General features: G+C 43.8%; 25 protein-coding genes. 17 read left to right on the forward strand and 8 right to left on the reverse strand.

The window, feature by feature from the left end; genetic code table 11:
• Nucleotides 1-89: 89 nt before the first annotated feature.
• On the forward strand, nucleotides 90-1733 hold the full coding sequence (locus tag NLBNIHML_RS00740; RefSeq protein WP_339242350.1) for an extracellular solute-binding protein: 1644 nt from the start codon (nucleotides 90-92) through the stop codon (nucleotides 1731-1733).
• An 81-nt stretch (nucleotides 1734-1814) separates the two neighbouring features.
• Here NLBNIHML_RS00740 and NLBNIHML_RS00745 read toward each other — a convergent pair whose 3' ends face one another.
• Complete coding sequence (locus tag NLBNIHML_RS00745) at nucleotides 1815-2075, reverse strand: hypothetical protein (protein WP_339242352.1); 261 nt, start codon at nucleotides 2073-2075, stop codon at nucleotides 1815-1817.
• 95 nt (nucleotides 2076-2170) lie between these two features.
• Entirely contained in the window at nucleotides 2171-2299 is a 129-nt protein-coding gene (locus NLBNIHML_RS00750) for a DUF4023 family protein (RefSeq protein WP_047842809.1), read from the reverse strand.
• Nucleotides 2300-2503: 204 nt separating this feature from the next.
• Between NLBNIHML_RS00750 and NLBNIHML_RS00755 the strand changes: the two genes are divergently transcribed.
• The 4 genes from NLBNIHML_RS00755 (at nucleotide 2504) to NLBNIHML_RS00770 (ending at nucleotide 5954) form a co-directional block, all read left to right on the forward strand.
• The gene (locus tag NLBNIHML_RS00755; RefSeq protein ID WP_339260927.1) at nucleotides 2504-3256 is read left to right on the forward strand and encodes a TrmB family transcriptional regulator; all 753 of its coding nucleotides are present in this window, start codon (nucleotides 2504-2506) and stop codon (nucleotides 3254-3256) included.
• Between the two features lie 123 nt (nucleotides 3257-3379).
• Nucleotides 3380-4543: an MFS transporter gene (locus NLBNIHML_RS00760; RefSeq protein WP_472478415.1), complete on the forward strand. Its 1164-nt coding sequence runs from the start codon at nucleotides 3380-3382 to the stop codon at nucleotides 4541-4543.
• A gap of 218 nt (nucleotides 4544-4761) precedes the next feature.
• Nucleotides 4762-5328 carry a sugar O-acetyltransferase gene (locus NLBNIHML_RS00765; protein ID WP_479491861.1) on the forward strand — a complete coding sequence of 189 codons (567 nt, stop codon included), beginning with the start codon at nucleotides 4762-4764 and terminating at the stop codon, nucleotides 5326-5328.
• 38 nt (nucleotides 5329-5366) lie between these two features.
• The gene (locus tag NLBNIHML_RS00770; RefSeq protein WP_494354649.1) at nucleotides 5367-5954 is read left to right on the forward strand and encodes a sugar O-acetyltransferase; all 588 of its coding nucleotides are present in this window, start codon (nucleotides 5367-5369) and stop codon (nucleotides 5952-5954) included.
• A 199-nt stretch (nucleotides 5955-6153) separates the two neighbouring features.
• Here the strand turns inward: NLBNIHML_RS00770 and NLBNIHML_RS00775 are convergent, their stop codons facing one another.
• Nucleotides 6154-7587 carry a glycoside hydrolase family 1 protein gene (locus tag NLBNIHML_RS00775; RefSeq protein WP_339242358.1) on the reverse strand — a complete coding sequence of 478 codons (1434 nt, stop codon included), beginning with the start codon at nucleotides 7585-7587 and terminating at the stop codon, nucleotides 6154-6156.
• A gap of 362 nt (nucleotides 7588-7949) precedes the next feature.
• On the opposite strand from NLBNIHML_RS00775, the gene NLBNIHML_RS00780 reads away from it, so the two are divergent.
• Together NLBNIHML_RS00780 and NLBNIHML_RS00785 are read left to right on the forward strand one after the other, a co-directional pair.
• Nucleotides 7950-8918, forward strand: coding sequence for a LacI family DNA-binding transcriptional regulator (locus tag NLBNIHML_RS00780; protein ID WP_494353518.1), 969 nt, complete (start codon nucleotides 7950-7952; stop codon nucleotides 8916-8918).
• 211 nt (nucleotides 8919-9129) lie between these two features.
• A complete protein-coding gene (locus tag NLBNIHML_RS00785; protein ID WP_339242362.1) occupies nucleotides 9130-9423 on the forward strand; it encodes a DUF3817 domain-containing protein in 294 nt (97 codons plus the stop codon).
• Nucleotides 9424-9523: 100 nt separating this feature from the next.
• Here NLBNIHML_RS00785 and NLBNIHML_RS00790 read toward each other — a convergent pair whose 3' ends face one another.
• Nucleotides 9524-9661, reverse strand: a complete 138-nt coding sequence (locus NLBNIHML_RS00790; RefSeq protein WP_339242363.1) for a hypothetical protein — start codon at nucleotides 9659-9661, stop codon at nucleotides 9524-9526.
• Between the two features lie 119 nt (nucleotides 9662-9780).
• Between NLBNIHML_RS00790 and NLBNIHML_RS00795 the strand changes: the two genes are divergently transcribed.
• The 6 genes from NLBNIHML_RS00795 to NLBNIHML_RS00820 all read left to right on the forward strand — a co-directional run bounded on the left by NLBNIHML_RS00795 (nucleotide 9781) and on the right by NLBNIHML_RS00820 (nucleotide 16356).
• Nucleotides 9781-10125 carry a thioredoxin family protein gene (locus NLBNIHML_RS00795; protein ID WP_339260935.1) on the forward strand — a complete coding sequence of 115 codons (345 nt, stop codon included), beginning with the start codon at nucleotides 9781-9783 and terminating at the stop codon, nucleotides 10123-10125.
• Between the two features lie 135 nt (nucleotides 10126-10260).
• Complete coding sequence (locus tag NLBNIHML_RS00800; protein WP_494353519.1) at nucleotides 10261-11283, forward strand: LacI family DNA-binding transcriptional regulator; 1023 nt, start codon at nucleotides 10261-10263, stop codon at nucleotides 11281-11283.
• A 116-nt stretch (nucleotides 11284-11399) separates the two neighbouring features.
• Nucleotides 11400-12389, forward strand: a complete 990-nt coding sequence (locus NLBNIHML_RS00805) for an ABC transporter permease (RefSeq protein WP_494353520.1) — start codon at nucleotides 11400-11402, stop codon at nucleotides 12387-12389.
• 15 nt (nucleotides 12390-12404) lie between these two features.
• On the forward strand, nucleotides 12405-13292 hold the full coding sequence (locus NLBNIHML_RS00810) for a carbohydrate ABC transporter permease (protein ID WP_017688674.1): 888 nt from the start codon (nucleotides 12405-12407) through the stop codon (nucleotides 13290-13292).
• Between the two features lie 37 nt (nucleotides 13293-13329).
• Nucleotides 13330-14973 (forward strand): type 2 periplasmic-binding domain-containing protein, encoded by a 1644-nt coding sequence (locus NLBNIHML_RS00815; protein WP_494353521.1) that lies wholly within the window; start codon nucleotides 13330-13332, stop codon nucleotides 14971-14973.
• Nucleotides 14974-15009: 36 nt separating this feature from the next.
• Entirely contained in the window at nucleotides 15010-16356 is a 1347-nt protein-coding gene (locus NLBNIHML_RS00820) for a glycoside hydrolase family 30 protein (RefSeq protein ID WP_494353522.1), read from the forward strand.
• A 113-nt stretch (nucleotides 16357-16469) separates the two neighbouring features.
• Here the strand turns inward: NLBNIHML_RS00820 and NLBNIHML_RS00825 are convergent, their stop codons facing one another.
• Complete coding sequence (locus NLBNIHML_RS00825; RefSeq protein WP_244660886.1) at nucleotides 16470-16877, reverse strand: hypothetical protein; 408 nt, start codon at nucleotides 16875-16877, stop codon at nucleotides 16470-16472.
• A 307-nt stretch (nucleotides 16878-17184) separates the two neighbouring features.
• Between NLBNIHML_RS00825 and NLBNIHML_RS00830 the strand changes: the two genes are divergently transcribed.
• Both NLBNIHML_RS00830 and NLBNIHML_RS00835 read left to right on the forward strand, forming a co-directional pair.
• A complete protein-coding gene (locus NLBNIHML_RS00830) occupies nucleotides 17185-18174 on the forward strand; it encodes a CgeB family protein (RefSeq protein WP_494353523.1) in 990 nt (329 codons plus the stop codon).
• 57 nt (nucleotides 18175-18231) lie between these two features.
• Entirely contained in the window at nucleotides 18232-19320 is a 1089-nt protein-coding gene (locus NLBNIHML_RS00835; RefSeq protein WP_494353524.1) for a glycosyltransferase WbsX family protein, read from the forward strand.
• Between the two features lie 26 nt (nucleotides 19321-19346).
• Here NLBNIHML_RS00835 and NLBNIHML_RS00840 read toward each other — a convergent pair whose 3' ends face one another.
• Complete coding sequence (locus NLBNIHML_RS00840; protein ID WP_339302608.1) at nucleotides 19347-20192, reverse strand: AraC family transcriptional regulator; 846 nt, start codon at nucleotides 20190-20192, stop codon at nucleotides 19347-19349.
• Nucleotides 20193-20314: 122 nt separating this feature from the next.
• Between NLBNIHML_RS00840 and NLBNIHML_RS00845 the strand changes: the two genes are divergently transcribed.
• Nucleotides 20315-21772 carry an alpha-L-fucosidase gene (locus NLBNIHML_RS00845; protein WP_494353525.1) on the forward strand — a complete coding sequence of 486 codons (1458 nt, stop codon included), beginning with the start codon at nucleotides 20315-20317 and terminating at the stop codon, nucleotides 21770-21772.
• Nucleotides 21773-21894: 122 nt separating this feature from the next.
• Here the strand turns inward: NLBNIHML_RS00845 and NLBNIHML_RS00850 are convergent, their stop codons facing one another.
• On the reverse strand, nucleotides 21895-22824 hold the full coding sequence (locus NLBNIHML_RS00850) for a carbohydrate deacetylase (RefSeq protein ID WP_494353526.1): 930 nt from the start codon (nucleotides 22822-22824) through the stop codon (nucleotides 21895-21897).
• A gap of 360 nt (nucleotides 22825-23184) precedes the next feature.
• Here NLBNIHML_RS00850 and NLBNIHML_RS00855 point away from each other — a divergent pair, with 360 nt between their 5' ends.
• Complete coding sequence (locus tag NLBNIHML_RS00855; protein ID WP_494353527.1) at nucleotides 23185-24570, forward strand: exosporium glycoprotein BclB-related protein; 1386 nt, start codon at nucleotides 23185-23187, stop codon at nucleotides 24568-24570.
• Between the two features lie 130 nt (nucleotides 24571-24700).
• Here the strand turns inward: NLBNIHML_RS00855 and NLBNIHML_RS00860 are convergent, their stop codons facing one another.
• Nucleotides 24701-25135: a hypothetical protein gene (locus NLBNIHML_RS00860; protein WP_339260955.1), complete on the reverse strand. Its 435-nt coding sequence runs from the start codon at nucleotides 25133-25135 to the stop codon at nucleotides 24701-24703.
• Nucleotides 25136-25296: the final 161 nt, after the last annotated feature.

Below are 25296 nucleotides of genomic sequence, written 5' to 3' on the forward strand. Positions count from 1 at the left end.
TAGATGTAAACGGGGTACACTCGAAGTGATAGCGCTTCCTTTGTAATATAAAATTATACCTCACGGGAGGAGAAAAAAGGGGGATTCGCATGAATATATCATTCAAGAAGTTCTCATTATTAACATTAACCATGGTACTAGCCACCACACTTGCAGCCTGTTCGTCCGGTGCGGGAAGTGCCGAGAATGAAGCTGAGCCAAACACACAGCAGGATGCGGGAGGACCACTTACGAAATACGACCCACCCATTAAATTAACTTCTACCATGAATGAAACGGGGAAAGAATCGCTAGCCGAAGGAGATACACACGCCAATAACATCTGGACCAGAGGGTATAAGGATGAACTCGGTATTGATGTATCGTACGAATGGATTGTTCCGGATGCCAATTATAACGATAAGATGAATGTTACGCTCGCGAGTGGTGATCTGCCGGATGTACTGAAAGTGAGCGCTGTGCAATTCGAACAACTGCATGAAGCGGGAATGCTGGAGGATCTGACCGAAGTATATGACAAGTATGCATCCGAACTGGTGAAGGAGTTCATGTCTGCTGAAGATGGAGCAGGTTTGAAGCCGGTAACCAAGGATGGAAAAATATACGCCATGGTTAGCTTCCCAGGTTCGTTGGATTCCTCGGATATGATCTGGATTCGTCAGGATTGGCTGAAAAAGGTTGGGCTTGAGGCACCTAAAACCATGCAGGATGTCATCCAAATTGCGGAAGCCTTTACCTTCGAAGATCCAGACGGAAATGGCAAAGATGATACGTACGGCATTGCCTTAAACAAGGATTTACCTATCAACGCGTTCTTGCTCGGCTATCATGGTTATCTCGAAACCTGGATTAAGGATGCTTCAGGTCAAGTCGTGAATGGAACGATCCAACCGGAAGTGAAAGAAGGATTGCGTGAGCTCCAGACTCTGTATCAGAAGGGCGTTCTTGATCCCGAATTTGGCGTTAAAGATTTTGCTAAAATGATGGAGGATGTGAATGCTGGCAAGTCAGGCATGTTCTTCCTGCCACAATGGGCACCTTTCCAGGTTAGCAGTATGATTAAGAAAGACAAGAACATCGACTGGATGCCTTACCCGGTTCAATCGATTGATGATCAGCCAGCAAAAACACAGAACCATCTTAGTCTGGGCGGCATATTTGCTGTTCGCAAAGGTTACGAGCATCCCGAAGCGTTAATTAAATTGCTCAATTTCCAGGCTGAAAAAATGTTTGGTGAGTCTGCGCAGGAAGAACGGGCTGCTTACTTAAATGGACTGACAGGTCTTGGTTTTCATAATGCGACGGTTTCTAACCTGCCAGCCAACAAAAATGTGAAGGCGCAGGACGAAGTGGAGCAGGCGCTTCAAACAGGAGATACGTCCGGATTGGAACTCGAAGCGAAGCTGTTCTATGATGATATTATGGATTATCGGAATGGTAATCTCGACAAGTGGCATATGGAGCGGATATTTGGCCCAGAGAGTTCGCAAGGTGTGATTAAATATTATCGGGATAATGACCTGATTGTCATGAATGAATTCATCTATGCACCAACGAGAACAATGAATACCAAGCAAGCTACGCTGGATAAATTGAGAGCCGAGACGTTCCTGAAAATCATCTATGGTAACCTGTCGATTGACGAGTTCGATAACTTTGTTGCCAATTGGAAGAAACTCGGCGGTGATGAGATTACACAGGAAGTGAATGAAACAATCGCTGCTAATCAATAAAGGATTAATTGTTATAATCCAAGAATGAAAAATGAGAAAATGGTGCTCTCCTAAAGGGAGCACCATTTTTTTCGGGTCTGATTATCTGCGTTTCAATAACAGAACTCCACTGATGGCTGATGTTTTCTGGCGGTATACCACTTTGAATCCAATATCGTTGTCCAACAAACAGTTTAATGCATTGATCAATAATGCCCCGGGAACTAATGTAAATGTACACGGAGCGGTGTTTCCAATCACACGTACGCTTTGAATTCTGCGCGCAGAACCAGGCACGAGCGGATTTCTGGACCAATAGATTAACACCAGATCTGGTTGTCGAACAGCATTGACACGAGCCATACTAATCATCTCTTTTCTATTAAAGGTTCTTAATAGTAGATGAAAAGTAGAGGAAAAGGTGCTAGACAGAAGTCATGCTGTTCAATAAATAGACTCTACTTATTCGTAGAATGCTGTTTCGATGGTAACTTGTCTCCAGGTGTTCCCTTGCCATTGTTTTTATTGTGACGCGCTTTTTCGGCATTTTCATTAACTTTCTTCACAAAATCTTGCGTGCTTTCCATTAAAAATTACAGCTCCTTCCACAAGCAAAATGGGTATCCGATTCTTAATATAACCACTGGAAAGTGATTTTATTTTGGGGACAACGCTTAATTTAATTTTGATTCAAACAATCCCACGTTAGGTGGGACATACTGGACATGGGAAGTATAGCCGTCTAAACTAGATAGACCAGACATAATAAGAAGGGATGCGCCGATCCAAATATGTTGCAGAAATTCGGTTTTACACAATATGAGAGCCAGGTATACGAGGCTATATTTGCACAAGATGAACCGCTTGATGCCACATCCATTGTTAATTACTCGAACGTTCCCAAAGCCAAAATATATGAAGTGCTTAATCGACTGATCGACAAGGGAACGGTGCTGACCACGATGGATGGAAAGAAAAAATTATATATGGCCGTAGATATTCAGTCCGTTATTCATAAGATCAAGGCAGATTTTGATAAAGATATCGAGGAACTGAAGAGTTACAAAATCAAACGTACATTCACGGATGAACATATCTGGACGTTAAAAGATGAATCATCCATTGGATCAAACATTGAACAACTTATCGAGGAAGCGGAATCATCAATTCTTTTCCTGGCATGGAATGAGCGAATGGAGAAATATCGTGAACTGCTGGAGCAGAAGGAAAAGCAGGGAGTGTACGTTGAAGTGTTAGCCGTAGGGGGAATGGAGACCTCCTTAACGCGTAAATACTCGTTGATTCCATTACTTGACGCGCCGGAGCCATCACAACTGCTCATTGTGGATCATGCTTATCTGTTGTTTGCCGGTGTGGAACACGATTCATGGCGAGCCATCAAGACGATGTCCAAACCGATTGTTAAAGCCATGACTGATTATTTCTACCATGATGTTGCCCTTACTCAAATTACAAAAAAATATGGTGACCAACTGTTGCAGGATGCTGAAATCGAGCGATTGCTCACCAGGTTGATCTATTAAACTATTCTCCAAGAGAATAGTTTTTTTGTTATAACTTTATTTGAAAAAACAATGAAAATAACTATTGAAACTTTCATTCCTATGAGTTACTATCGTAGTTGTAACTTTTGAGGAGGATTCAACATGAATAAGAAAGTATATGTGCTTGCTATCGCAGCATTTGTGGTCGGAACCGTTGAACTGATCTTGGGCGGCATTCTGGACCTGATTGCTACGGATCTTCATCTATCCCTGGCTAAGGCCGGATATTTAATTTCTATTTTCTCACTTGTCTATGCGTTATCTGCGCCGATTTTATTAAATATGACGGCTAGATTCGAGCGTAAAAAGGTATATATGTGTACGCTATTTGTATTTCTGATCAGTAATCTCATCTCTGCGTTCAGCACCAGCTTCTACATGCTGATGGCGGGTAGAGCTCTCGGAGCCGCGACGGGTTCACTTATTTTTGTGCTCTCCCTGACGCTTGCAGCGCGCATTGTGGAACCACAGTATAAAGGACGCGCGGTGGGGACCATTACCATGGGAGGCAGTGCCTCACTTATCCTTGGTGTACCACTCGGTATTTTTGTAGGAAACTTGGCTGGCTGGCGTGAAGTGTTTATGTTGATTGCCATACTGACCGCAGTGGTTATGGTAGCTATCTGGATTGCGATGGATCGAGTGCAGCCGATTCCTGCTGTATCCCTGAAGAAACAGCTTACAGCGCTGTGGAATCCGAAAATGTTGGCAATCCATGCGACGACTTTGCTTGTACTTGCGGGTCATTTGACTTTATATGCGTATTTTACACCATTTCTGCAAGAAACCCTGGGTGCCAGCGCAACGATGGTTACCTTTATCTATATGATGTTTGGGATCGCTGCTGTTGCAGGTGGAGGCATTGGGGGCATGTTATCGGATCGTCTGCATCCTGCTAAAGCGATCGTCATTGTTCTGATTCCCTTTATCGTGAGTATGGCTATCATCCCGTTTAGTGTTCAATTGCCTTTGATTGCCTTCTTGATATTGTTAAGCATCTGGAGTGCACTGAGCTGGACGGTTACACCTGTACAGAATAGTCTGATTATCAAAACGTCACCGGAAACAGCTGAAACACTAATCAGCACCAATTCCGGTATAGCACATGCAGGTATTGCACTCGGTACCTATATCGGTGGCATGGTGATCGATCATTCATCGATTCTGCACACCGGATGGGTCGGCTCTGTACTCATTTTGCTTGGTTTGGTGTCTGCCATCTACGCCATTAGCGTGAAGGAAAAAACCATTCAGGCGGTTGCTTAGAATAAAGAACTTAGACAAAAAATTTGAACCTCTGCAATCCCCTAGTCAATGGGGTGTAGAGGTTTTTGGCTACTTTACGAGATTGTGCGTGAGTAGAATATACTGTTTTCATATAGAGCAAGACTTGTTTTATTCATCGTAATCTATATAATTAAAATAGTTTTAAAAAGTATTATCTAATGTTAAATTATATGATGTGTACCAAGGGAGCAGTGATCATGACTACAAAGACGGAAAAACAAAAAATGCTGGATGGCGAGCTGTACATGGCTTCTGATCTCGAATTGTCTAAGGATCGAGAATATGCACGCAGAATGACGCGCACATTCAATCAAACGACAGAAACGGACGGAGAGCTTAGAACCAAGTTACTGAAGGAACTGTTTGGATCTACAGGTGAACATCTGGGTATGGAACCTAATATTCATGTGGATTATGGATATAACATTCATGTGGGCAATCATTTTTATGCCAACTTTAATTGTACGATATTAGATGTGTGTGAAGTTCGTATTGGAGACTATTGTTTAATGGGGCCAGATGTACATATCTATACAGCTACTCATCCACTCCATCCGCATGAACGCAATACGGGGGCAGAGTATGGCAAGCCAGTCACGATAGGGAATAATGTCTGGATAGGGGGAAGAGCCGTCATAAATCCGGGTGTTAGCATAGGGGATAACGTTGTTATTGCTTCAGGCGCTGTGGTTACGAAGGATGTTCCGGATAATATGATCGTGGGCGGCAATCCAGCCAGAATCATTAGAGAGATAGAGCTTTAACAAATGTATAGATAGAAGATGGGAAGTGCCAGGATATGATGACTGAAAAAGAAAAATCTCAATTAGGGCTCTTATATAATGCCAATTATGATCAAGAGTTGATTGAAGAGCGTTTGTATGCCAAAGGACTTTGTTACGATTATAACCAGCTCCATCCAGGCAAGATCCATGAACGAGAAGCGTTAATTAAGAAACTGCTCGGGAAAACGACTGATCGTTTCCTGATTGAACAGCCCTTTGTATGTGATTATGGTTATAATATTCAAATTGGTGAGAACTTCTATAGCAATCATAATATTGTCATGTTGGATGGAGGCAAAATCAGTTTTGGAGATAACGTTTTTATTGCTCCAAATTGTGGATTTTATACTGCTGGCCACCCTTTTGATGTAGAGCAGCGCAATGAAGGTCTGGAGATTGTTGGACCCATCACGGTAGGGAATAATGTTTGGATCGGTGGCGGTGTGACCGTTCTTGCCGGAGTTACCATTGGAGACAATACGATCATTGGAGCAGGGAGCGTAGTGACCAAGAATATACCGTCTGGGGTGATTGCAGCGGGCAACCCTTGCAGGGTCATTCGCGAGATAACCGAAGAAGACAAAACAAAGTACAACAGGATGTAGTGAAGAACATATAGTAAAGAATAGGATAACAGCCAATGAGAATGCCCGATGTTTATCGTTTAACATCGGGCATTCATAATAAAATCCCCCAGACAGTAAACATGCCAAGGTATCGTATAACCGACACTTTTTCACGTGATTTTCTGGGGGATAGACGGATGTATCTGTTACATTTGCTTAAACATTTGCTTGAGAAACTTTATCGCTGCAAACTTTTCCCGTTACTGCTGATCACTTCTTTGTACCAATGGAAGGATTTTTTACGGTAACGTTCGAGTGTTCCAGAACCATCGTCATGACGATCAACGTAGATGTAGCCATAACGTTTTTTCAACTGGGCAGAAGACGCACTGACCACATCAATGCAACCCCATGATGTATAACCCATAATTTCAACGCCATCTTCAATGGCTTCGCCAACCTGAACCAGATGATCATTCAGATACTGGATTCGGTAATCATCTTCGACTGTTTTCTCACCGTCAGCACCCGTGATTAACTCATCGACAGCGCCAAGACCATTCTCTACAATAAACAGTGGTTTCTGATAACGGTCATAGAACATGTTAAGCACATAACGTAAACCTTGCGGGTCAATCTGCCATCCCCATTCACTTGCTGGTAGATAAGGGTTAGGTACGCCGCCAAGCAGGTTACCTTCACCTGCGATTTGTTTCTCCGGGTCTGCCGTCTGACAGATACTCATGTAATAACTGAAAGAGATAAAGTCTACCGTATGAAGCAACATTTCCTCGTCGCCAGGTTCCATATGAATCTCGATTCCATTCTCCCGGAAGTAACGTTTCATATAACCAGGGTAGCGGCCTCTTACATGCACATCACCGAAGAAATAGTTGCTGTGTTCGAATTCCATGACTTTAATCATATCGTCTGGGTTCGGTGTCAGTGGGTAGGTGGGCATACTGAGCATCATACAACCAATCTGTGCCGTAGGAATAATCTCATGACAGAGTTTCACAGCAGAAGCACTCGCTACAAATTCATGATGGATCGCCTGATACAGATCTTGCTTGCTGAGCTTCTCCTTTGGCGTGTAGATGCCTCCACTCATGAAGGGAGCTTCCAGAATCGAATTGATTTCGTTAAAGGTAAGCCAGTATTTTACTTTGTTTTTGTAACGGTTGAAGACAGTGGTTGCATAACGCTCGTAGAATCCAACCATTTTCCGGTTAACCCAGCCGTCGTATTCTTTGGACAAGTGAAGAGGTGTCTCATAGTGGGATAACGTTACGAGTGGTTCGATCCCGTATTTGTGACACTCGTCAAATAGATCGTCGTAGAACTGCAGACCTTCTTCATTCGGTTCCAGCTCGTCCCCTTTTGGGAAAATCCGGGACCAGGCGATGGAAGTACGGAATACTTTGAAGCCCATCTCTGCAAACAGTTTTACATCTTCCTTGTAACGATGATACAGATCGATACCGATCAGTTTCATGTTATCTTCGGTTGGTTCTTCCGTGATCGGGCCCATGATGCCTTTGGGAGCTACATCCTGAGTAGATAATCCTTTGCCACCTTGATTGTATGCACCTTCAGCCTGATTGGCTGCAATTGCGCCACCCCACAGGAAATTTTCCGGGAATTGATAGGTTTGATTTTGAGAGTTGCTCATGTGTATCGCTCCATTCATCAAATTTTATTTAAGAGGTTGTTCAAAAAGCCCGCTTTTGATTACAAAAGATGCCTAACGGCATCATCAGCATCGAATATGGAATTCAGCCGAAATGCCCGTTGCTCACGTAGTTTTCCCTACGCTCTGCTACTCCATTTCTATCTTCATCCCATCTTCTCGGTACTGAAAACCGATCTTTTTCAACACGCACTTTAAGGTGATCCATGTATGACATAAAAAAGCTTAAACGTTGTAACGGGTTACACGTCAAGTTTTACTTTTGATCCCAATCTGAGGCATACTATTATTCGAAGTAATCTTGGTTAAACTTATATCGTTCGTTAGCAAGAAAGGAGTCTCCGATGTCCAAGTTTGATGAAATTATGAAGCGGTCCGGTTACTCAAAAGCGACAGTGTCACGCGTGATTAATCATTCTCCGCATGTTAGTGATGAAGCAAGGCAGATCATCACGGATATTATGAAACAGTTGAATTATATTCCCAACCGAAATGCGATATCGTTATCAACAGGGCAAACGAAGCAGATTGGAATTGTGACCTCTACCACAGGAGAGATCATTCTTACATTCATGAATCAATTCATTGATACAGCTATGGATTTTGGATTTCAGACGATTATCTATACATCCCGTGGAGATCCGGAGATTGAATTGCAAGCGTTCGAAGATCTGCGCAGTAAACGAGTCGATGGGCTGGTGATTATCGCTTGTGTCAATGACCCTCGCAAGTTGAAAGCATATTGTGAGTATGGTCCCATTGTCTCCTGGCAGCGAATGGGGAATGACGAGATTCCGTCTGTCGCGATGGATCAGGCAGAAGGGTATACGTTAGCTCTGGAGCATCTGGTTTCGAGAGGATACACTCGAATTGCAAATGCATTTGGCAGGGCTGAAAGTTTGAATACCCAGAGCCGCCGTGAAGCTTATGAATTTTATATGAAGAGCAAAGGGTTACCTGTGTGGTCTGAAGCGTATCAATATTCTGTATTCAGCTCCACAGATGGCGAAGAAGCGATGTGCAGAATGGCAGAGGGGCCAGAACTTCCACAAGCTGTATTATGTTCGAATGATTATGCAGCCATCGGCATTCTGAGTGAAGCACGTAGACGAAATATCCAGGTACCGGAACAACTCGCCATTGTGGGGTTTGATGATATTGAGCTTTCCCGTGTTCTCGGAATCACGACCATACACAATCCGATCGCAGAGCAAGCCACCCAAGCATTTCACCAATTATGGGCTGTATTGGGTAAAACAGAGCTGAAAACCGAGAAGCTGACATACCAGCTGATTGAGCGTGAGACAACTTGAATCCGTAAGACCTGAACCTGATGGGGGAATCGGGTTTTGTGGATTCAATAATTATTCAAATTTGAAGCATTTTCGAATTAACCTCATACGTTATACTGAGGATAAGCTTCAGAACAACATATCTGTACGGAGATGTGGCGTGAAGTTTTCGTATCATGTTACAAGTTACATATTTCACAAACGATTAGCGGGAAAGGTGAGAATGGACCTTATGAAAACAGTGACAGGCCGATTCAGAATTGCGGGCATATGGGAGGGTGTATCATTACTGCTATTAATTTTTATTGCTATGCCTCTGAAATATTTTGCAGATATCTCTTCCGCTGTAGCCGTAATGGGCATGATTCATGGTATTTTGTTTCCTTTGTACCTTATTGCGCTAGTGCATCTGGCTGTGGTCAAAAAGTGGAAGATTACGCGCTGGCTGATGGGTGGAGTGGCCGGTCTTCTGCCATTTGGAACTTTTGTATTTGAATCTTATCTTCGAAAGAGAGATTGGAATTAATATGTAATAAAAGAGGCAAAATCAATAAAATACAAATCAAAGCAGGCGACCCAGTTACGGATGTTATCCGAAGAGGTCGCCTGCTGAGTTCTATCGAGTTTTATTTCACTACACCTGTTTGACGATCGGACAACAGGCTTACTCCAACATCGCCAGAGGCATTGGACACAGGTGCATAGGCCGAGAAGGAAGTAACAACAACTAGGGCAGTGAACAGAAATAAGAATGATTTTTTCATACCATAACCTCTTTCTTATGGGGATATATTCCATTTAATTGTAACGCACATAGGCTATACTTGAAAAGAAAAAATTTTAACTAAGAAAGCCATTGAATGATGGAAAGGGTTGAGTTTCTGTGAAAGATATTCATGAATTAACATCCATAGAAATGGTTGAAGAGGCTATTCAGCAACATGAATTCGTTTTTTTGTATGTATCTCGTCCGGAGTGCAATGTATGTCACGCTTTACTTCCGAAGATCAGGGCGTTGCTTGAACCTTATCCATCCATATATTTGGGGCACATTGATGCTAACGTAGTGGAAGAAGTCGCTTCCAGGTTTCTTATTTTTACCGTTCCAACAATGATCATGATTGTGGAGCAGAAGGAATATATTCGAGCGGATCGTTTTGTGCGCTTGGAACGTCTGGAAGAGCAGCTGCAACAGATTTACTCCATGTATAACCAGGATGGGGAATAGAAAGCGAAAGCTTCAGGAACGGCGGCTCATACGTGAGCCGTTTTTTGTGCTCGAAAATTAAAGTGTTGCCATGAAAACGGTTTTATGATAATTTAAACATTATAAAAACGTTTTTATAGCAAAGGAACAAAAATTATGGCAAAAATAACGATTAAAGATGTAGCAAGGGAAGCTGGCGTATCCATATCTACCGTCTCCAACGCTTTAAATGGTGTAGATGTCTTAAACCCGGAGACGAAATCACATGTCCTCAAAGTGGCAGAGCGATTGAATTATGTGCCCAACCTGAATGGCAAGCTGTTGAAGTCCGGCCAAACCAAAATGCTCGGTTTTTTCACTACAAGTGTATCGGGCCCGTATTTCTATAAGCTGGTTGAATCGATGTCTCGCGAATGTGATCGTCTTGGGTATGGTTTGAATGTATTTGTGACCAAGGATAAACACGTTATTATGAGTAATATTCTGGGTCGGCGGGTGGATGGTGTCATTATATACGAAGAGCTTCGGATCGATGAGCAAGATATTATCGCCATGGAGAAAGACAAGATCAAGGCTGTTTTTCTGGATCGGGTCTATCAGAGCGATACGATGGGAAGTGTCATTTTTGACTCGTATGTGGCTGCTTACGAAGCAACCAAGTATTTGATTGGGCTGGGGCACAAGAAAATTGCTTATATATCCGGTGTGGACACGATGTTCGATAGTGTGCAACGTAGAGATGGCTATCTGGCTGCTCTGCATGAATACCAGCTTCCAATCGATGAAGATTACATTATACAGGGGTATTTTGAAGAGGATAGCACATATAGTGCTATAAAATCTTTTCTTCATTTGCATCCCAGCAAGCGGCCGGATGCATTTCTTGCAGGGAATGACTTGAGTGCAATTGGCTGTATGCATGCGTTGAAGTCAGAGGGCTTTGAAGTGCCTCAGGATGTTAGTGTCGTAGGTTTCGATGATATTGATATCGCACAGTATTTTTCTCCACCGCTCACAACGGTAAGAAATCAGATTGCAAGACAGGGTATCCTGGCCATCAATCAACTGGTAGGCATGATCAAGGAGAAAGAACAAGGGGCAGCGCAAAAATTGGCGGGTGAACTGGTGGTTAGAGGTTCAAGTCATGTGAAGATCGACCGGAAAGACTATCGTACATAAGTTGACTCAGCTGCTTCTCCGGTCTTTTTTTACATAAATACAAACAAAGGGGGTTTTTATGGCGAAAAATAAAAACGTTTTTATAATAAACGTAAGGCGGAGGGGAGTACAAAAACGTGGATAAATTAGCCGTAGAAACTTCAACCGGTAAACAAACGATCGGTCCTAACGGAAAGAAGCCCATCGGGCAACGGATCAAAGAATTCATAGTGGATTATCGAAGACAATGGGAGATTCAATCCATGATTATCCCTGGCATTATATTTATGATTATTTTCTGTTATATCCCGATCTACGGATTGACGATTGCCTTCAAAAATTACACGGTCATTGATACGCTTTCCACCGCTCCATGGGTAGGACTGGATAACTTCAGAATCATTTTGTCTGACAAATACTTCTGGGATGCAGTTGTGAACACACTGGGGATCAGCTTTTTGAAACTGGGGATCGGCTTTGTCATTCCGATTATTCTTGCGATCATGATCTATGAGTTAAACAGCGGACGCTTCAAAAAGTTTGTGCAAACGGTTTCATATTTACCCCACTTTTTGTCATGGATCGTACTCGGGGGAATGCTGATCACCTGGTTTTCAACAACGGGCTTATTTAACCAGTTGTTGCTTAGTCTTGGAGTGATATCGCAACCGCAGAACATTTTGCTGGATGCAGGCAAGTATTGGTGGATTGCTACCTTATCGGATATTTGGAAAGAGGCAGGCTGGGGAACGATTCTGTATCTGGCGATTATGGCGAAGATAGACCCTACTTATTATGAAGCTGCCAAAATCGATGGTGCAAGCCGTATCAGACAGATATGGAATATCACATTACCTAATATGCGCTCCATTATCAGCCTCAATCTGATTCTAACTGTAAGCGGTTTATTGGGGTCGAATCTGGATCAGACTCTGGTTCTCATGAACTCCCAAAACCGCGATAAAGCGGAAGTCATCAATTCATACGTGTATCGTATGGGGATGTCTCAGGGTGACTTTTCATATGCCACGGCCGTTGGCTTGGGTGTCTCAATCATATCTGTCATTCTGCTCGTCACGGCGAACAAAATTACCAGCAAATTAAATGATAATCAATCTGTGTTGTAGAAGGAGGCATCCCGCGTGAATGGAAAGGTGGCAAAAGAAGATCTCGATAGTCGGATCTTTGATACCTTAAATATGATTTTGTTAATCATCTGTACGATCGTTATTTTGGTTCCGCTCTGGAATGTCATTATCTCTTCCTTTAGCTCAGGCAAAGCGTTGGCGGAAGGTGGATTCATCTTCTGGTCACCGGAATTCTCGCTAGAGAATTACAGAGCGGTATTCAACGATCAGGGCATATGGCAGGCTTTCTTCATATCGGTGTCCAAAACAACGATAGGTGTTGTTACACATGTGTTCTTCTGTGCCATGGTTGGTTACGGTCTGAGCAAAAAGTACATAAGAGGCCGTAAATTATATGTTGCCATGGGTGTCATTACAATGTTCTTCTCGGGCGGCATGATCCCGACATACCTGTTAATCAAATCCCTTGGATTGTTAAACAGCTTCTGGGTATACATTATTCCGGCGTTATTCAGTTTCTATGATGTCGTGATTCTGATGAATTTCTTCCGAAATGTCCCGGATTCTCTGGAGGAGTCGGCTAAGATTGACGGCGCAGGGGATTGGCATATTTTCCTGAAAATATTCATTCCACTCTCCATGCCTGCCATGGCTACAATTGCGCTATTTAATGGGGTGGGGCAATGGAACGACTTCATGACAACCAAGTTATACATTACCGATCAGTCACTGTATCCACTTCAGATGATGCTGTATGAGATTATCGTTCAGTCCCAGACCCAATCCATGCAAAATGTTGGGGGTTCGGCTGTGATCGAAACAACGACCAAAGGCGTGCAGTTGGCCACGATTGTCATTACAACACTCCCGATCGTACTGATCTATCCCATCGTTCAGAGATACTTTATCTCGGGAATGATGCTGGGTGCGGTCAAGGAATAGGAGCAACAAAAACCCCATTATGAGGAGGAACAAAAACATGTTGAAGTTGAACAAGGCATCAGGAAAAAAAGGGATTACATTGTTCGCGACATTACTTGCAGCAGTGATTATGATAACAGGTTGCAGCGGTGGATCTGGGGGCTCCAGTGAAGGGAATTGGGTATCCATTGAAGATCGGTATACGGTAGACCCGGAAAAGCCGGCTTGGCAGTTGGATAAAAAGGAAGAAGCTACAGACCTGACGTGGTACGTCAATGCGGACTGGTGGAACACCGATTTTGGCAAGGACATTGTCACGAAGAAAATTAAAGAGGACCTGAACATCAATATTAAATTCATCACGGGTGATGATACCAAGTTAAATACCTTTTTCGCCGGCGGAGATATGCCTGACCTGCTAACGGTATTTGACTCCAATTCTCCAGTGGTACAAAAAGCCGCTACCTGGGCTATGCCGCTGAACGATCTGGCGGAGAAATATGATCCTTATTTTAATAAAGTTGCGGCTGCCGATACATTGAATTGGTTCCAATTGGCGGATGGCAAAACCTATGGTTATCCGAACTATTCCAATACACAGGAAGATTATGATAGCGGTAACATTCCTGCCAAAACGGCATTTATCATTCGTAAGGATGTGTACGAAGCTTTGGGTAGTCCGGTCATTGGAACGCCAGAGGAATTCCAGAGTGTGATGAAACGAATTAAGCAGGAGTTTCCTGCGCTGATTCCGTTTGGATTCAACTCCATTGGTGAAGGAACGGGTTCACTCGGGGATACATTGCAAGATTTCATCGGCGTCCCGCTGGAGACCGAATCGGGAGAATTCTACGATCGTAATCTGGATGAAGATTACCTCACGTGGTTGAAGACATTGAACACCGTGTACAGAGATGGCAATATCAGTGATGACAGTTTTGCTGATGATGGAACGGCTTTTGAGGAAAAAGTAAAGTCTGGTAAATACGCGACCATGCTGCTTGACGGTACACCTCAACAAGGAGGAAACCTGCAAATATACATGAGTGCCAACCCGGGCAAAGAATATATTGCAATTGATGGTCCGCAGAGCACCAAAGGCAATGCTCCGACATTGAATCAATCCGGGATAACCGGGTGGATGATCAATTACATCTCCAAGGATTGTAAAGATCCGGCCAAGGCGATTCAAATTTTCACATATTTGCTCAGTGAAGAAGGACAGACACTTATGAATTACGGGATCGAAGGGGAGACCTTCCAAACCAAGGCCGACGGTAGTGTCGAATTACTGCCAGCAGTGAAAGACATGCAACTGAATAACGCAGATCAATTCAAAAAGGATTATCGGATGGGTGAGTTTATGTTCTTCGGCCATGATCGTCACAAAGCACTCAGTGCAGATGCTTTTCCGGAAGCGATTAAACAGATGCAGGAGTGGGGCAAAGGCAAGCTGAAACCACACTTCATTCTGGAAAACATTAGTCCGGACCAAGGTACTCCTGAAGCTCGTGCGTTGTCAGCAATCAATACGAAATGGAATACGACACTGGTCAGCATGGTGCGGTCCAAAGATGATGCATCGTATGACAATGCATTGGCTGCTTACAAGTCATTTTTGGGTGAAAACCGCTGGGAAGAGATTGTGAAGGTACGAAGTGAAAAGATGAACTTGAACAAAGAGAAACTAGGTATTCAATAATAGAAAAATGAAATATGAAATATGAAGGAGAATCTTATGACTACATTCAAAATGTACAAATCCACAGGAGAAGATGAATTATTTGTATCCGTGTCCTCGGATCAATGGCAACCTCTTGCCCCTGAACTGGAGACAACCACCATCCATCTGAATGATCAGCTAACGTATCAGGAGATGGACGGATTTGGTGCTTCTTTTACGGATTCATCTGCCTATTTGATCAACCAGATCTTGAGTGAGGAGCAGCGGGAAGAGGTTATGACCCGGCTGTTCCATCCTGAGAAAGGTATTGGGCTCTCGGTCATACGTAATCCGATGGGCGCTTCGGACTATGCGAGAACGGTATACAGTTATAACGATATGCCAGAACAGCAGACAGATCCAGAATTAACCCGGTTCAGTATTATGCATGATGAAGAGGACGTTATTCCGTTAACGCAAAAGGCGTTAGCATTGAATCCTGAACTGAAACTGTTTGCTTCACCATGGAGTGCTCCCGGCTGGATGAAAACGAGCGGATCGATGATTACCGGACAATTGAATACGGAATGGTATCCTGTTTATGCCGAATATTTCGTGAAATACATTCAAGGGTATAGAGAGCATGGATTACCGATCCATGCCATCACACCACAGAATGAGGCGCTTTATGAACCAGGGCATTATCCCGGTATGTTGATGCCGGCTGAAGCGCAAGCGGAATTTATCAAAAACCATCTCAAACCAGCCTTTGTTCGTAACGATATTCAAACCAAAATTCTCTGTTACGATCATAACTGGGATCAACCGGACTATCCACTTACTGTGCTGGAACAAGTGGGAGAGGCAGTGGACGGCGTAGCCTGGCACTGGTATGGGGGTGATGCATCTGCTCAAACAAAGGTATACGAAGCCTTTGCAGGCAAAGAAGTACATTTCACCGAAGGCTCAGGTGGGGAGTGGATCCCGCCATTTGAACAAGCCTTCTCGAATGTGATGAGAACGGGGATTCAGATTCTGCGCAATTACAGCAAGTCGTTGGTACTTTGGAATATGGCACTGGACGAGAACAATGGGCCTACGGTTCCTGGTTTTGGCCGCAGTACGTGCCGTGGTATCGTGCAAGTGAATCAGCAGACGAAGGAGCTTAAGTATACACTCGATTATTATGCCTTGGCACACTTTAGTGCCTTGATTCGTCCAAAGGCTGTTCGCATTGAATCAACGTCCAGTGATCATGCGATCTGTTCCGTGGCTTTCAAAAATGTAGACGGTTCCGTCGCACTAGTCCTCTTCAATGATGGAGATGGGACGGGTAACGTACAGGTCAAGCTGCGTGACGATACATTGATGAAGTTTCAGCTGGAAAGCAAGAGTGCCTTGTCTGTATTAATCAAAGGTTGATCAATGGATGAAGTTATAAATAGGTTTCATCAGAAACGAAAGCAAAAGAAGCGACGTCCGGAGAATACATGGACATCGCTTCTTTTGCTGACATTACCTGTGGATGGATCACCTTATAAAGGTTGAATGGCAAGATTGGGCGTTCCACTACTCTCATCAACGAACAGAATATATTGATTGCCAGCGGTCCCCGTTAAGACTAGACCGGGTTGACCTGCAACACCAGGATTGTAATACCTGAGCTGCTGTACAATCGGCAGAGCTACTGGAAGCACTGGTTGATTAAGTGCCATTAATTGTGTAGTAGCCTTGACGCTGTCTCCAGCTTCAATAACACCGCCTACACCCAGATTATTAACGATAGAGGAGCTGGCATTGATTTGGAGGCTGCCTGCTACGGTCTGGCTACCATTGACCTGTAGATCAACGCCAATGGTTTCATTACCATTGACTTGCAGATCCTGATTAATGGTCTGATTACCGGTGACAAGGATACTATCAAATGTTGGCAATGAGATCATCTCCTATATAGTATTCTTATATTCTATGAGGACAAGATTTGAACCGACCCGGGTGACTACACATTATATGTACGAGATAAAGCCCGTTTTACATGATGAGCCAGTGAAGCCATTAATAGAAGAAACCATGCCACTATTTCGTGCATATTGTAGCCAGAGAATGTTTTCGTACGGAACGGGAGGGTTTGCTATCCGAAAGAAGTCCAAAATGCAGGTTAAGTCTATAAAAAAGAATCGTTCAGTTCACGATGCAAACCGGTTATTTCTGAGACAGATGCATGCAGTACTGAACAGAAAACTCAAATCCATGCGCAAACATATGGCAGTACAGCAGTCGGATCTCAAGCAACAATGGTTAAAAATGATGCAGGAGGAACATGCAACTAATCGAGTAAAGTCCAAAGTGATCTATAAGGAGTTAAATGTGCTTCTGATTACACCGTGTAATGACCGGGAAATGTCATCACATTGTGTACTGATTGAACATAGCCTTAAACATCTCGTGAGGCATGTAAATGAGATTAAATATATAGAATCCGTTTCAGCCAGTCTGTCTGCTATGGAGGTTGACCTGATTCTGATTGTTGGAAGTGATGAACAATTGCCGAATGAGAATATCACAGCTCTAAAAGAATCCACCGCCAAAAAAGCAATTTGGTTGTCTCCGAATCAAAATGGAAGTCAGAGCGAAGCCATATTGCCATGGTTTGATCACGTGTTTGTGCAGCATTCATGGTCAATAAGTGACCAGTTGCATCTGGCAGGCTCTGCTCTTAATGAACTATTAATGCCCCCTGATCCCCATATTTTCTGTCCGCAAGCTGTTCCCCCGGAGTATGAATCGGATGTTTATATCATCGGGGATGCAGAACCGGGTAGCATCATCACAACTTTTGCCAAATCGGGTCTTCTGGATAACAAAAACGTTCGGGTGGACGGGAAGGGGTGGACTCCGCTTGGGAATTTCTATCCCGTTCAAAGACATGAAGCTCGTCAGATGTTGTATAACGGAAGCAAACTGGTCATTCATAGTGGAGAATCAATCAAACATTTGATGGAAATTGCCACATGCGGGACGTTTCAGCTCATAGGGCCATCGCTGAATCAGAGTAACATGGTAGACCTTGGTATCTTTCAGCAATACACTTCCGGTGAAGAACTCATTCAGAAGTTTGAATATTACTGGCAGAATATTGATGCAAGAAGACTGGCCGCTAGCCATGCTCTGGCATACATGAAATACAATCAATCCCATCTGCAAAAAACACTGCGACTGTTGGATATCATTTTTATATAACCATCAAGAATCTCAGGGTGTATGCTGTATCATGTTGCTCCATTGGAGGCGTTCTGATTGAAGGTAATTGCTCTGCATCTACCCCAGTTTCACCGGATTGAGGAGAATGACCGTTGGTGGGGGGAAGGTTTTACTGAATGGACCAATGTAAAAAAAGCCACTCCTCTATATTCGGGTCATCATCAGCCGAACCAGCCATTTCAGGGGAAATATTATGATCTTTCCGATCCAAATGTGCGAAAGTGGCAAGCAGAAACAGCTAACCAGCATGGCATTTATGGATTTTGTTATTATCATTACTGGTTCAAAGGCAAACGATTGCTGGAAAAACCGGTGAATGAAATACTGAGCAGTGGAGAGCCTGATTTTCCATTTTGTTTGTCTTGGGCCAATGAAACATGGACAAGAAAATGGGATGGCCAGGAATCGGACATTCTCATGGCCCAGAACTATGGGGATCAAGATGATTGGGAAGAGCATTTTAAATATCTGGTAAACGTATTTAAGGATAAACGATATATTCGAGTCGAAGATAAACCGCTATTTCTGATCTATCGGCCAGCAAGCATTCCTCGATGTGAGGAAATGATACAGTTTTGGCGTGAATTGGCTCTGGAGCATGGCCTGAAAGGGATCCATTTTGTGCAGACCATTGGCGGGTTCCCTACATTTAATCATCAGATCTTTGATGCAAGTATGGAATTTGAACCACATTACACGTTTGCACATGGACATATGAATGGAATCTGGATCGAAATGAACATTGAGGGTCGGCAGCATATTGCTGTGAATTACGACAAAGTATGGTCCTCCATTCTGGAACGAACACCTCATCGTAACGGAGAAATGATCTATCCAGGTGCTTTTGTCAATTGGGATAATACACCGCGAAGAGGCGTTGACGGCCAGAGTACGCTAGGGTCAACCCCAGAGAAGTTTGGGATATATCTGGCGAGGCAGATGGAGAGAGCGAGGACAGTGTACAATAGTGAATATCTCTTTGTTAACGCCTGGAATGAATGGGCGGAAGGGGCATATCTTGAGCCGGATCAAAAATATGGTTACGCTTATTTGAGAGAACTCAAAAAAGTAATCCAGCAAGAGTTGTTGAACAGAAACAAGTCTGAGGGAGGGAGTTCCGAATGAGGGAACTCTCTCTTAATTATGCTTGTTCATAAACCCTGTTTCGTAGTCAGTACTGTTGTTTGTCTACGGTACTCCGTAGGTGTGAGCCCTGTATGCTTTTTGAACTGTCTGGAGAAATAGTACAAATCACTGAAACCGAGATGCTCTGCGATGGCAGTGATTGTGTTCGGGGTGCAGGTCAGTAATTCCTTGGCTTTATCGATTTTTTTGCCAGTAATGTAGAGGATCGGAGGAAGGCCAATCTGCTGCTTGAAGAATCGAATGAAATAATTCGGATGCATGTAGGCGATCTGGGCCAGATCCTGAACTGAAATATTCTCTTCAATGTTGGAATCAATGTAAGCCAGAATGGTGGATAGCTTCTCCATAACCGGTACGTTAATAAAAGAGATCTGATCCAGATCGAGATTCATTATATAGTGGGACAGTAACTCGGTCAGTTTGCTCTTGGCCATCATATGGGCATAGACTGAGTCGGATTTTGCATATGCAAGGATACTGCTGAAAATCCCCTGAATCAACTCAGGTTGATCCAACGTGCAGCTATTCGGAAATTTCAGAATTTGGAACAAATTGATTCCTCCAACCTTTGCACTAAAGTGACACCAATATTTGAGAAAAGGACGGTCATTAATGGCAGAGTAGGATTGTTTGATTCCTTCCGGCATTAAAATAAGCTGATTAGGCGTAGGGTAAAACTCTTCGTTCCCAATCTTGAGCCAGCCTTCACCTTCACATATGAAATAAAACTTGCTGTAATCGGGTGTATAATCCAGATCTCTCCAATCGATGTCGCAACGATTATAATTGACCATGAATAATTCAACTTGCAGATTGGACAGATAGTTTGTAAGCAACGTTTGGTGGTTCATGTTATTCATCTCCATACAAGGTTAGTATTGTCCATCTAAAAGTTAGTGTTCTGCATGTTTAACCTGTGGCCTTAACACTACAATACAAGTGCAGACGATAACGGAGGGAATGAGAACAGTTCATGGACAAAAATGAATATTTGCAACAGATCGAAGCAACAATTGAGAACGGTAAATTTAAGGACAACTGGAGTTCGCTCAGCGCTTTCCAAGTTCCAGAATGGTACCCAAAAGCGAAATTCGGTATATTCATCCACTGGGGGCTGTATTCCGTCCCAGCTTATGATAGCGAATGGTATTCGCGAAATATGTATATTCAAGGCTCCAAGGCTTATGAACATCACCTTGCGGTGTATGGACCTCATAAAGACTTTGGCTATAAAGACTTCATCCCGATGTTTCGTGCAGAGAAGTTTGATGCCGATGAATGGGCAACTTTATTTAAACAGGCCGGAGCCAAATATGTTATGCCTGTAGCTGAGCACCATGATGGTTTTCAGATGTACAAGAGCTCTATCTCTCACTATAACACATATGAAATGGGCCCCAAACGAGATATTCTGGGCGAGATGAAGGTTGCATATGAGAAGCAGGGATTAACCTTATGTGTATCGTCCCACCGTGCGGAGCATTGGTTCTTCATGTCTCACGGGAAGGAATTCGAGTCAGATATTCAAGAGCCCCTGAAACGTGGTGATTTCTATTGGCCTGCCATGCCAGAACCGGATCATCATGATCTGTATGGTTCGCCTCCGACCGAGGAGTATCTGGAAGACTGGTTGATTCGTTGCTGTGAACTGGTAGATCAATATCAGCCCAAGGTCTTCTATTTCGATTGGTGGATTCAAACGGTTGCATTCAAACCCTATTTGAAGAAATTTGCGGCCTATTATTATAACAAAGGCGAAGAATGGGGCGAGCCTGTTGCGATCAATTATAAACATGAGGCCTATATGTTTGGCAGTGCCGTTCCGGATGTGGAGCGCGGACAGTTCGCTGATCTCAAGCCTTATTTCTGGCAAACGGATACGGCTGTCGCTAAAAACTCATGGTGTTATACGGAAAATAATAACTATAAAACGGCCGAGGAGATCATTCGGGATCTCGTCGATATTGTAAGCAAGAACGGAAATCTTCTGCTGAACATTGGCCCCAAAGCAGACGGCAGTATACCGGATGAAGATCGCGACATTTTGCTGAGCATCGGCAAGTGGCTTGAAGTGAATGGAGAAGCCATCTATGACACGACATTCTGGCGTACGTTTGGCGAGGGTCCAACCGAGGTGAAGGAAGGGCAATTTACGGATGGGGATACCAAGGCGTTTACGAGTGAAGATATACGGTTTACGATAAAAGAAAGCAGTCTGTATGCCACAGTCCTTGCCTACCCGGATAACGGAGTGATTCACATTAAATCGCTGAAGGAAGGTTCTCATCATTTCCAAGGCGTTATTCAAGACATTCAAGTACTTGGACACGAAGAAAAACCGCAATGGGAGAGAACTACGGACGCACTGACAATCACAACGACAACTGTGAAGAGTAATGCACCGATTGTTTTCAAAATTGAATTGGATTAATCTCAAAGATCATTCTCAATACGGTTATTATTAAAAGGGCGCATCCAGGAGTATTGTTCTCATTGGATAGCGCTCTTTGGTTTGTTTAACTTTTGCAGTAATAATCAATATTCTGCAATGACTTACACTCTTCTCCGGGTTCGAGCGGTAGACAGGCGAGACTTGATACCTCGTTTTTTGAATAATCGAGGTGTCTTTCGTTTGCGTTTAACTGCACGATTCGGGTTGTGACGGGAAGTTTTCTTATTAATGGGTTGTGGTGTTGATGGACGTATGGGGAGTTCACATGGTTCCTCCGGTGATTTTTTCAACGCTGTGTAGTTAACAGGCAAGATATTCAATGCCCGCATCGTACGGGGAATTACCTCGTTCATGAACACGGCAAGTTCCCGCTCACGAATGTCCGTCCATTCCGAAATCCCAAGCAGAATATCATCCACATAGCCGGGGTGACATACAATCTCAGTGGTTCCTTCTTGCAGCTTAAACAAATGATGAAGCAGTCGCTGCAAACCTTCATTGTCTCCATAAGTATCCAACAATATCATCTCGGTCATTCGGGGGACAGGCGCTTGGGGAATGGAATGAACGATCTGAGATTTGCGGAGTGGTACATTTTCCCGAATGGCTTTTTCCGCCATAATTTGATATATCATGGGATCGTTCTGATGCAGCAAATGATGGGCATCCAAATGTGTAGGGTAACGAAAGGCTTCTATAAACCGATTCCATTGTGCATCAAGTTCTTTGATGATATCAGCGGGATCTCGTACATATACACTATTTCCGTTATGAAAAGAACCATCTTTTTTCACTAAAGAAGATACGCTTCCCGGATCGCAAACAGGGCATCCGTAGGTGAGGTTGAAATGCAAACCGATCCCGAAATCAGGTAGCGACTGTGCAGCATGCACTGCATGATCAAAGCCAGGCATATTGACCATCATCGAAGTACTCGTAATTCCTCCTGATTGATAAGCTTTAATAATGCCTTCGTTAATGGCAGGTGACAATCCAAAGTCGTCTGCATTAATAATTACTTGCCTGCTCATGTCCAGTGATCCCCCTCCCTCGGATTGAAAAAATCGAATAGTATCTAGCTAATATATTAAAGGAACAAACAAGGGGATCGTACATTCACACAGGTTTGCTAAAAATCTTGCTCTTATCAAATCAATACATGACCGTTTCGTCGAATGTGTCAAATTCAGTCTAAACACTGCAAAGTAAGGATGTATGTCCATCCCTGGGGAGAAATATTCAGTTCATATTGCGAATATAATTCACGTAAGTGCTGTCAGTATGGCTCAAACAGACTTGGTATGAAGTAATCTCAGCTGCACAATATCGCGGAAGCACAATGGCGTTATGGGTATGTTTACTCGGACTCACTAAGGAGGCGATTCCGTCAGATGAAGCCAAAAAAACGTATAAAATTTGGTGGAAACATATTTAAGAAAAATAGAGGAGGAGAGGAACATCACAAGTGCTTTGAAATCGAAGCGGAATTGCTTTTCAAGCTGATTGGCGAGTTGAAAGGAGCCATTGTACAGGTTTTTGCCAATCCGACTTCACACAATGTTTCGCTTCTGATCGAGGTGTTGCGTAAATTACTGGCCCTGATTCATCACTCGGATTTGAAAAAGGGAACCCGCGCAGACCTCGAAGCAGTCTTGGAGCTCACAATTGTATCTGCAGAGGCTGTTCCATTCTCTCCAATTAGTGTGGCGACCAATTTGCAACAATTGCTGGATGTGCTACTCTCTGTTATTTTACAGGGAAATATCGATTCGGCTGAAAAAGATCAACTGGTCATTTTGATTCGGGCGACTGAATTGGCTATTACTACAGGGCTAAGAAACATTGGGAGTCAAGGTCCGGCTGGACCTGCAGGGCCTGCGGGTCCTCAGGGCGTACCTGGACCACAAGGCCCGGCAGGCCCTGCCGGACCTCAAGGTAGTGCAGGACCTGCTGGTACACCGGGAACAGCAGGTGTCACGGGTGCTACCGGCGCAACGGGTGCGGCAGGCCCTGCGGGTGGTGCAACAGGAGCGACAGGTGCAACGGGGAGTACTGGAGCTGTTGGTGCAGCAGGTGTTACAGGAGCAACAGGTGATCCTGGTGTAGCGGGTGCCACGGGAGTCACAGGTGATGCGGGTGCAGCCGGAATTGCGGGAGTAACCGGGGCTACAGGTGCCACAGGTGATACGGGACTTACCGGCGCAACCGGGATTACGGGAGTAACTGGCAGCACTGGCGTAACAGGCGCTACGGGTTCGGGAGCTATTATACCGTTTGCTTCTGGCGGACCTGCCATATTGACAACCATTGCTGGTGGACTGGTAGGAACGACAAGTCTCATCGGTTTCGGAAGCTCGGCAACCGGAGTCAGCATTCTGGGTGGCACGATTGATTTGACGGGGACGGTTGTCGGCCCACTCATTAACTTTGCGTTCTCTGCCCCACGTGATGGCGTGATCACTTCCATCGCGGCCTATTTTAGTACCACAGCAGCCTTGGCCTTGGTCGGTTCAACGGTGACCATCACCGCGCAATTATTCAGTTCACCTACTCCGGATAATGCATTCACTGCGGTACCAGGGGCCATCGTTACACTGGCGCCGCCACTCACAGGTATTATTGCTTTGGGAAGCATCTCCAATGGCATAACAACCGGATTGGCGATACCGGTGACAGCAGAGACACGTCTTCTGCTCGTATTCTCCGCGACGGCAACTGGACTCAGTCTTGTGAATACCGTTGTTGGCTATGCAAGTGGTGGCGTAAACATTACATGATGCGATATACATTTTGATCTGGGGCCGATTCAATCGTTTCTTTCAAAATCATAAAGTAACCCCATGACTCATGAGAGCCATGGGGTTTGAACTTTTTATAAATAGCTGTGATATCTGTTACTATCAAGCATTAGTAGTAAATGTCATAGCTTCCACCATAACTATTTGGTGAGTAAGCTACAATTTTATGATAACCATACAAGTTACCAAGTGTAATGCTTTTCGTTCCAAAATCAGACACGATTACTCTTCCACTTCCCTTCAGATTTCCACTCATATCTTCAACATTAAACACATATTCCCCTGTTGTAAGAGGATTAAATCTAAAGGTGACACTTCCACTCAAGTATATATCGGTACTGTATCCTCCATTGAAATATTCTCTTATGGGATTTTGAACAAAAATATTAATATCTTGTGCTTGGGACTGTTGTTGAGTCTGAACTTCCTGGGAGGAAGGGGGAGTTACCGTATGAGCTTCATCAGCGAATACCGCTGGAACAGATGCTAAAAGCATCGCCATGGAAGAAAGAGCTGCAATTGCTGTTTTTTGATATTTTTTCACAATCAAACATCTCCTTATGGTATATAAAATTTAAAATAGAGTAGAGTTCGTACTTGTCACAAAGACAAAAGATCAATAGAGCAGTAGCTTTCCTCACAGTCATTTCCTAGGATGAGAGTAAGGTTGATCTGGCGCCAAATGTATGTTACAAGATAATCGTA

The organism is Paenibacillus sp. JNU01 (assembly GCF_059130585.1).

Excerpts from the sequence above, each read along its gene's own strand:
- NLBNIHML_RS00800 (WP_494353519.1), top strand. The coding sequence starts at position 10,261 with ATGGCAAAAATAACGATTAAAGATGTAGCAAGGGAAGCTGGCGTATCC.
- NLBNIHML_RS00845 (WP_494353525.1), top strand. The coding sequence starts at position 20,315 with ATGGACAAAAATGAATATTTGCAACAGATCGAAGCAACAATTGAGAAC.
- NLBNIHML_RS00785 (WP_339242362.1), top strand. The coding sequence starts at position 9,130 with ATGAAAACAGTGACAGGCCGATTCAGAATTGCGGGCATATGGGAGGGT.
- NLBNIHML_RS00760 (WP_472478415.1), top strand. The coding sequence starts at position 3,380 with ATGAATAAGAAAGTATATGTGCTTGCTATCGCAGCATTTGTGGTCGGA.
- NLBNIHML_RS00815 (WP_494353521.1), top strand. The coding sequence starts at position 13,330 with ATGTTGAAGTTGAACAAGGCATCAGGAAAAAAAGGGATTACATTGTTC.
- NLBNIHML_RS00855 (WP_494353527.1), top strand. The coding sequence starts at position 23,185 with ATGAAGCCAAAAAAACGTATAAAATTTGGTGGAAACATATTTAAGAAA.
- NLBNIHML_RS00840 (WP_339302608.1), bottom strand. The coding sequence starts at position 20,192 with ATGAACCACCAAACGTTGCTTACAAACTATCTGTCCAATCTGCAAGTT.
- NLBNIHML_RS00780 (WP_494353518.1), top strand. The coding sequence starts at position 7,950 with ATGTCCAAGTTTGATGAAATTATGAAGCGGTCCGGTTACTCAAAAGCG.
- NLBNIHML_RS00825 (WP_244660886.1), bottom strand. The coding sequence starts at position 16,877 with ATGATCTCATTGCCAACATTTGATAGTATCCTTGTCACCGGTAATCAG.
- NLBNIHML_RS00745 (WP_339242352.1), bottom strand. The coding sequence starts at position 2,075 with ATGGCTCGTGTCAATGCTGTTCGACAACCAGATCTGGTGTTAATCTAT.
- NLBNIHML_RS00755 (WP_339260927.1), top strand. The coding sequence starts at position 2,504 with ATGTTGCAGAAATTCGGTTTTACACAATATGAGAGCCAGGTATACGAG.
- NLBNIHML_RS00820 (WP_494353522.1), top strand. The coding sequence starts at position 15,010 with ATGACTACATTCAAAATGTACAAATCCACAGGAGAAGATGAATTATTT.
- NLBNIHML_RS00830 (WP_494353523.1), top strand. The coding sequence starts at position 17,185 with ATGCGCAAACATATGGCAGTACAGCAGTCGGATCTCAAGCAACAATGG.
- NLBNIHML_RS00750 (WP_047842809.1), bottom strand. The coding sequence starts at position 2,299 with ATGGAAAGCACGCAAGATTTTGTGAAGAAAGTTAATGAAAATGCCGAA.
- NLBNIHML_RS00770 (WP_494354649.1), top strand. The coding sequence starts at position 5,367 with ATGACTGAAAAAGAAAAATCTCAATTAGGGCTCTTATATAATGCCAAT.
- NLBNIHML_RS00740 (WP_339242350.1), top strand. The coding sequence starts at position 90 with ATGAATATATCATTCAAGAAGTTCTCATTATTAACATTAACCATGGTA.
- NLBNIHML_RS00850 (WP_494353526.1), bottom strand. The coding sequence starts at position 22,824 with ATGAGCAGGCAAGTAATTATTAATGCAGACGACTTTGGATTGTCACCT.
- NLBNIHML_RS00765 (WP_479491861.1), top strand. The coding sequence starts at position 4,762 with ATGACTACAAAGACGGAAAAACAAAAAATGCTGGATGGCGAGCTGTAC.
- NLBNIHML_RS00790 (WP_339242363.1), bottom strand. The coding sequence starts at position 9,661 with ATGAAAAAATCATTCTTATTTCTGTTCACTGCCCTAGTTGTTGTTACT.
- NLBNIHML_RS00775 (WP_339242358.1), bottom strand. The coding sequence starts at position 7,587 with ATGAGCAACTCTCAAAATCAAACCTATCAATTCCCGGAAAATTTCCTG.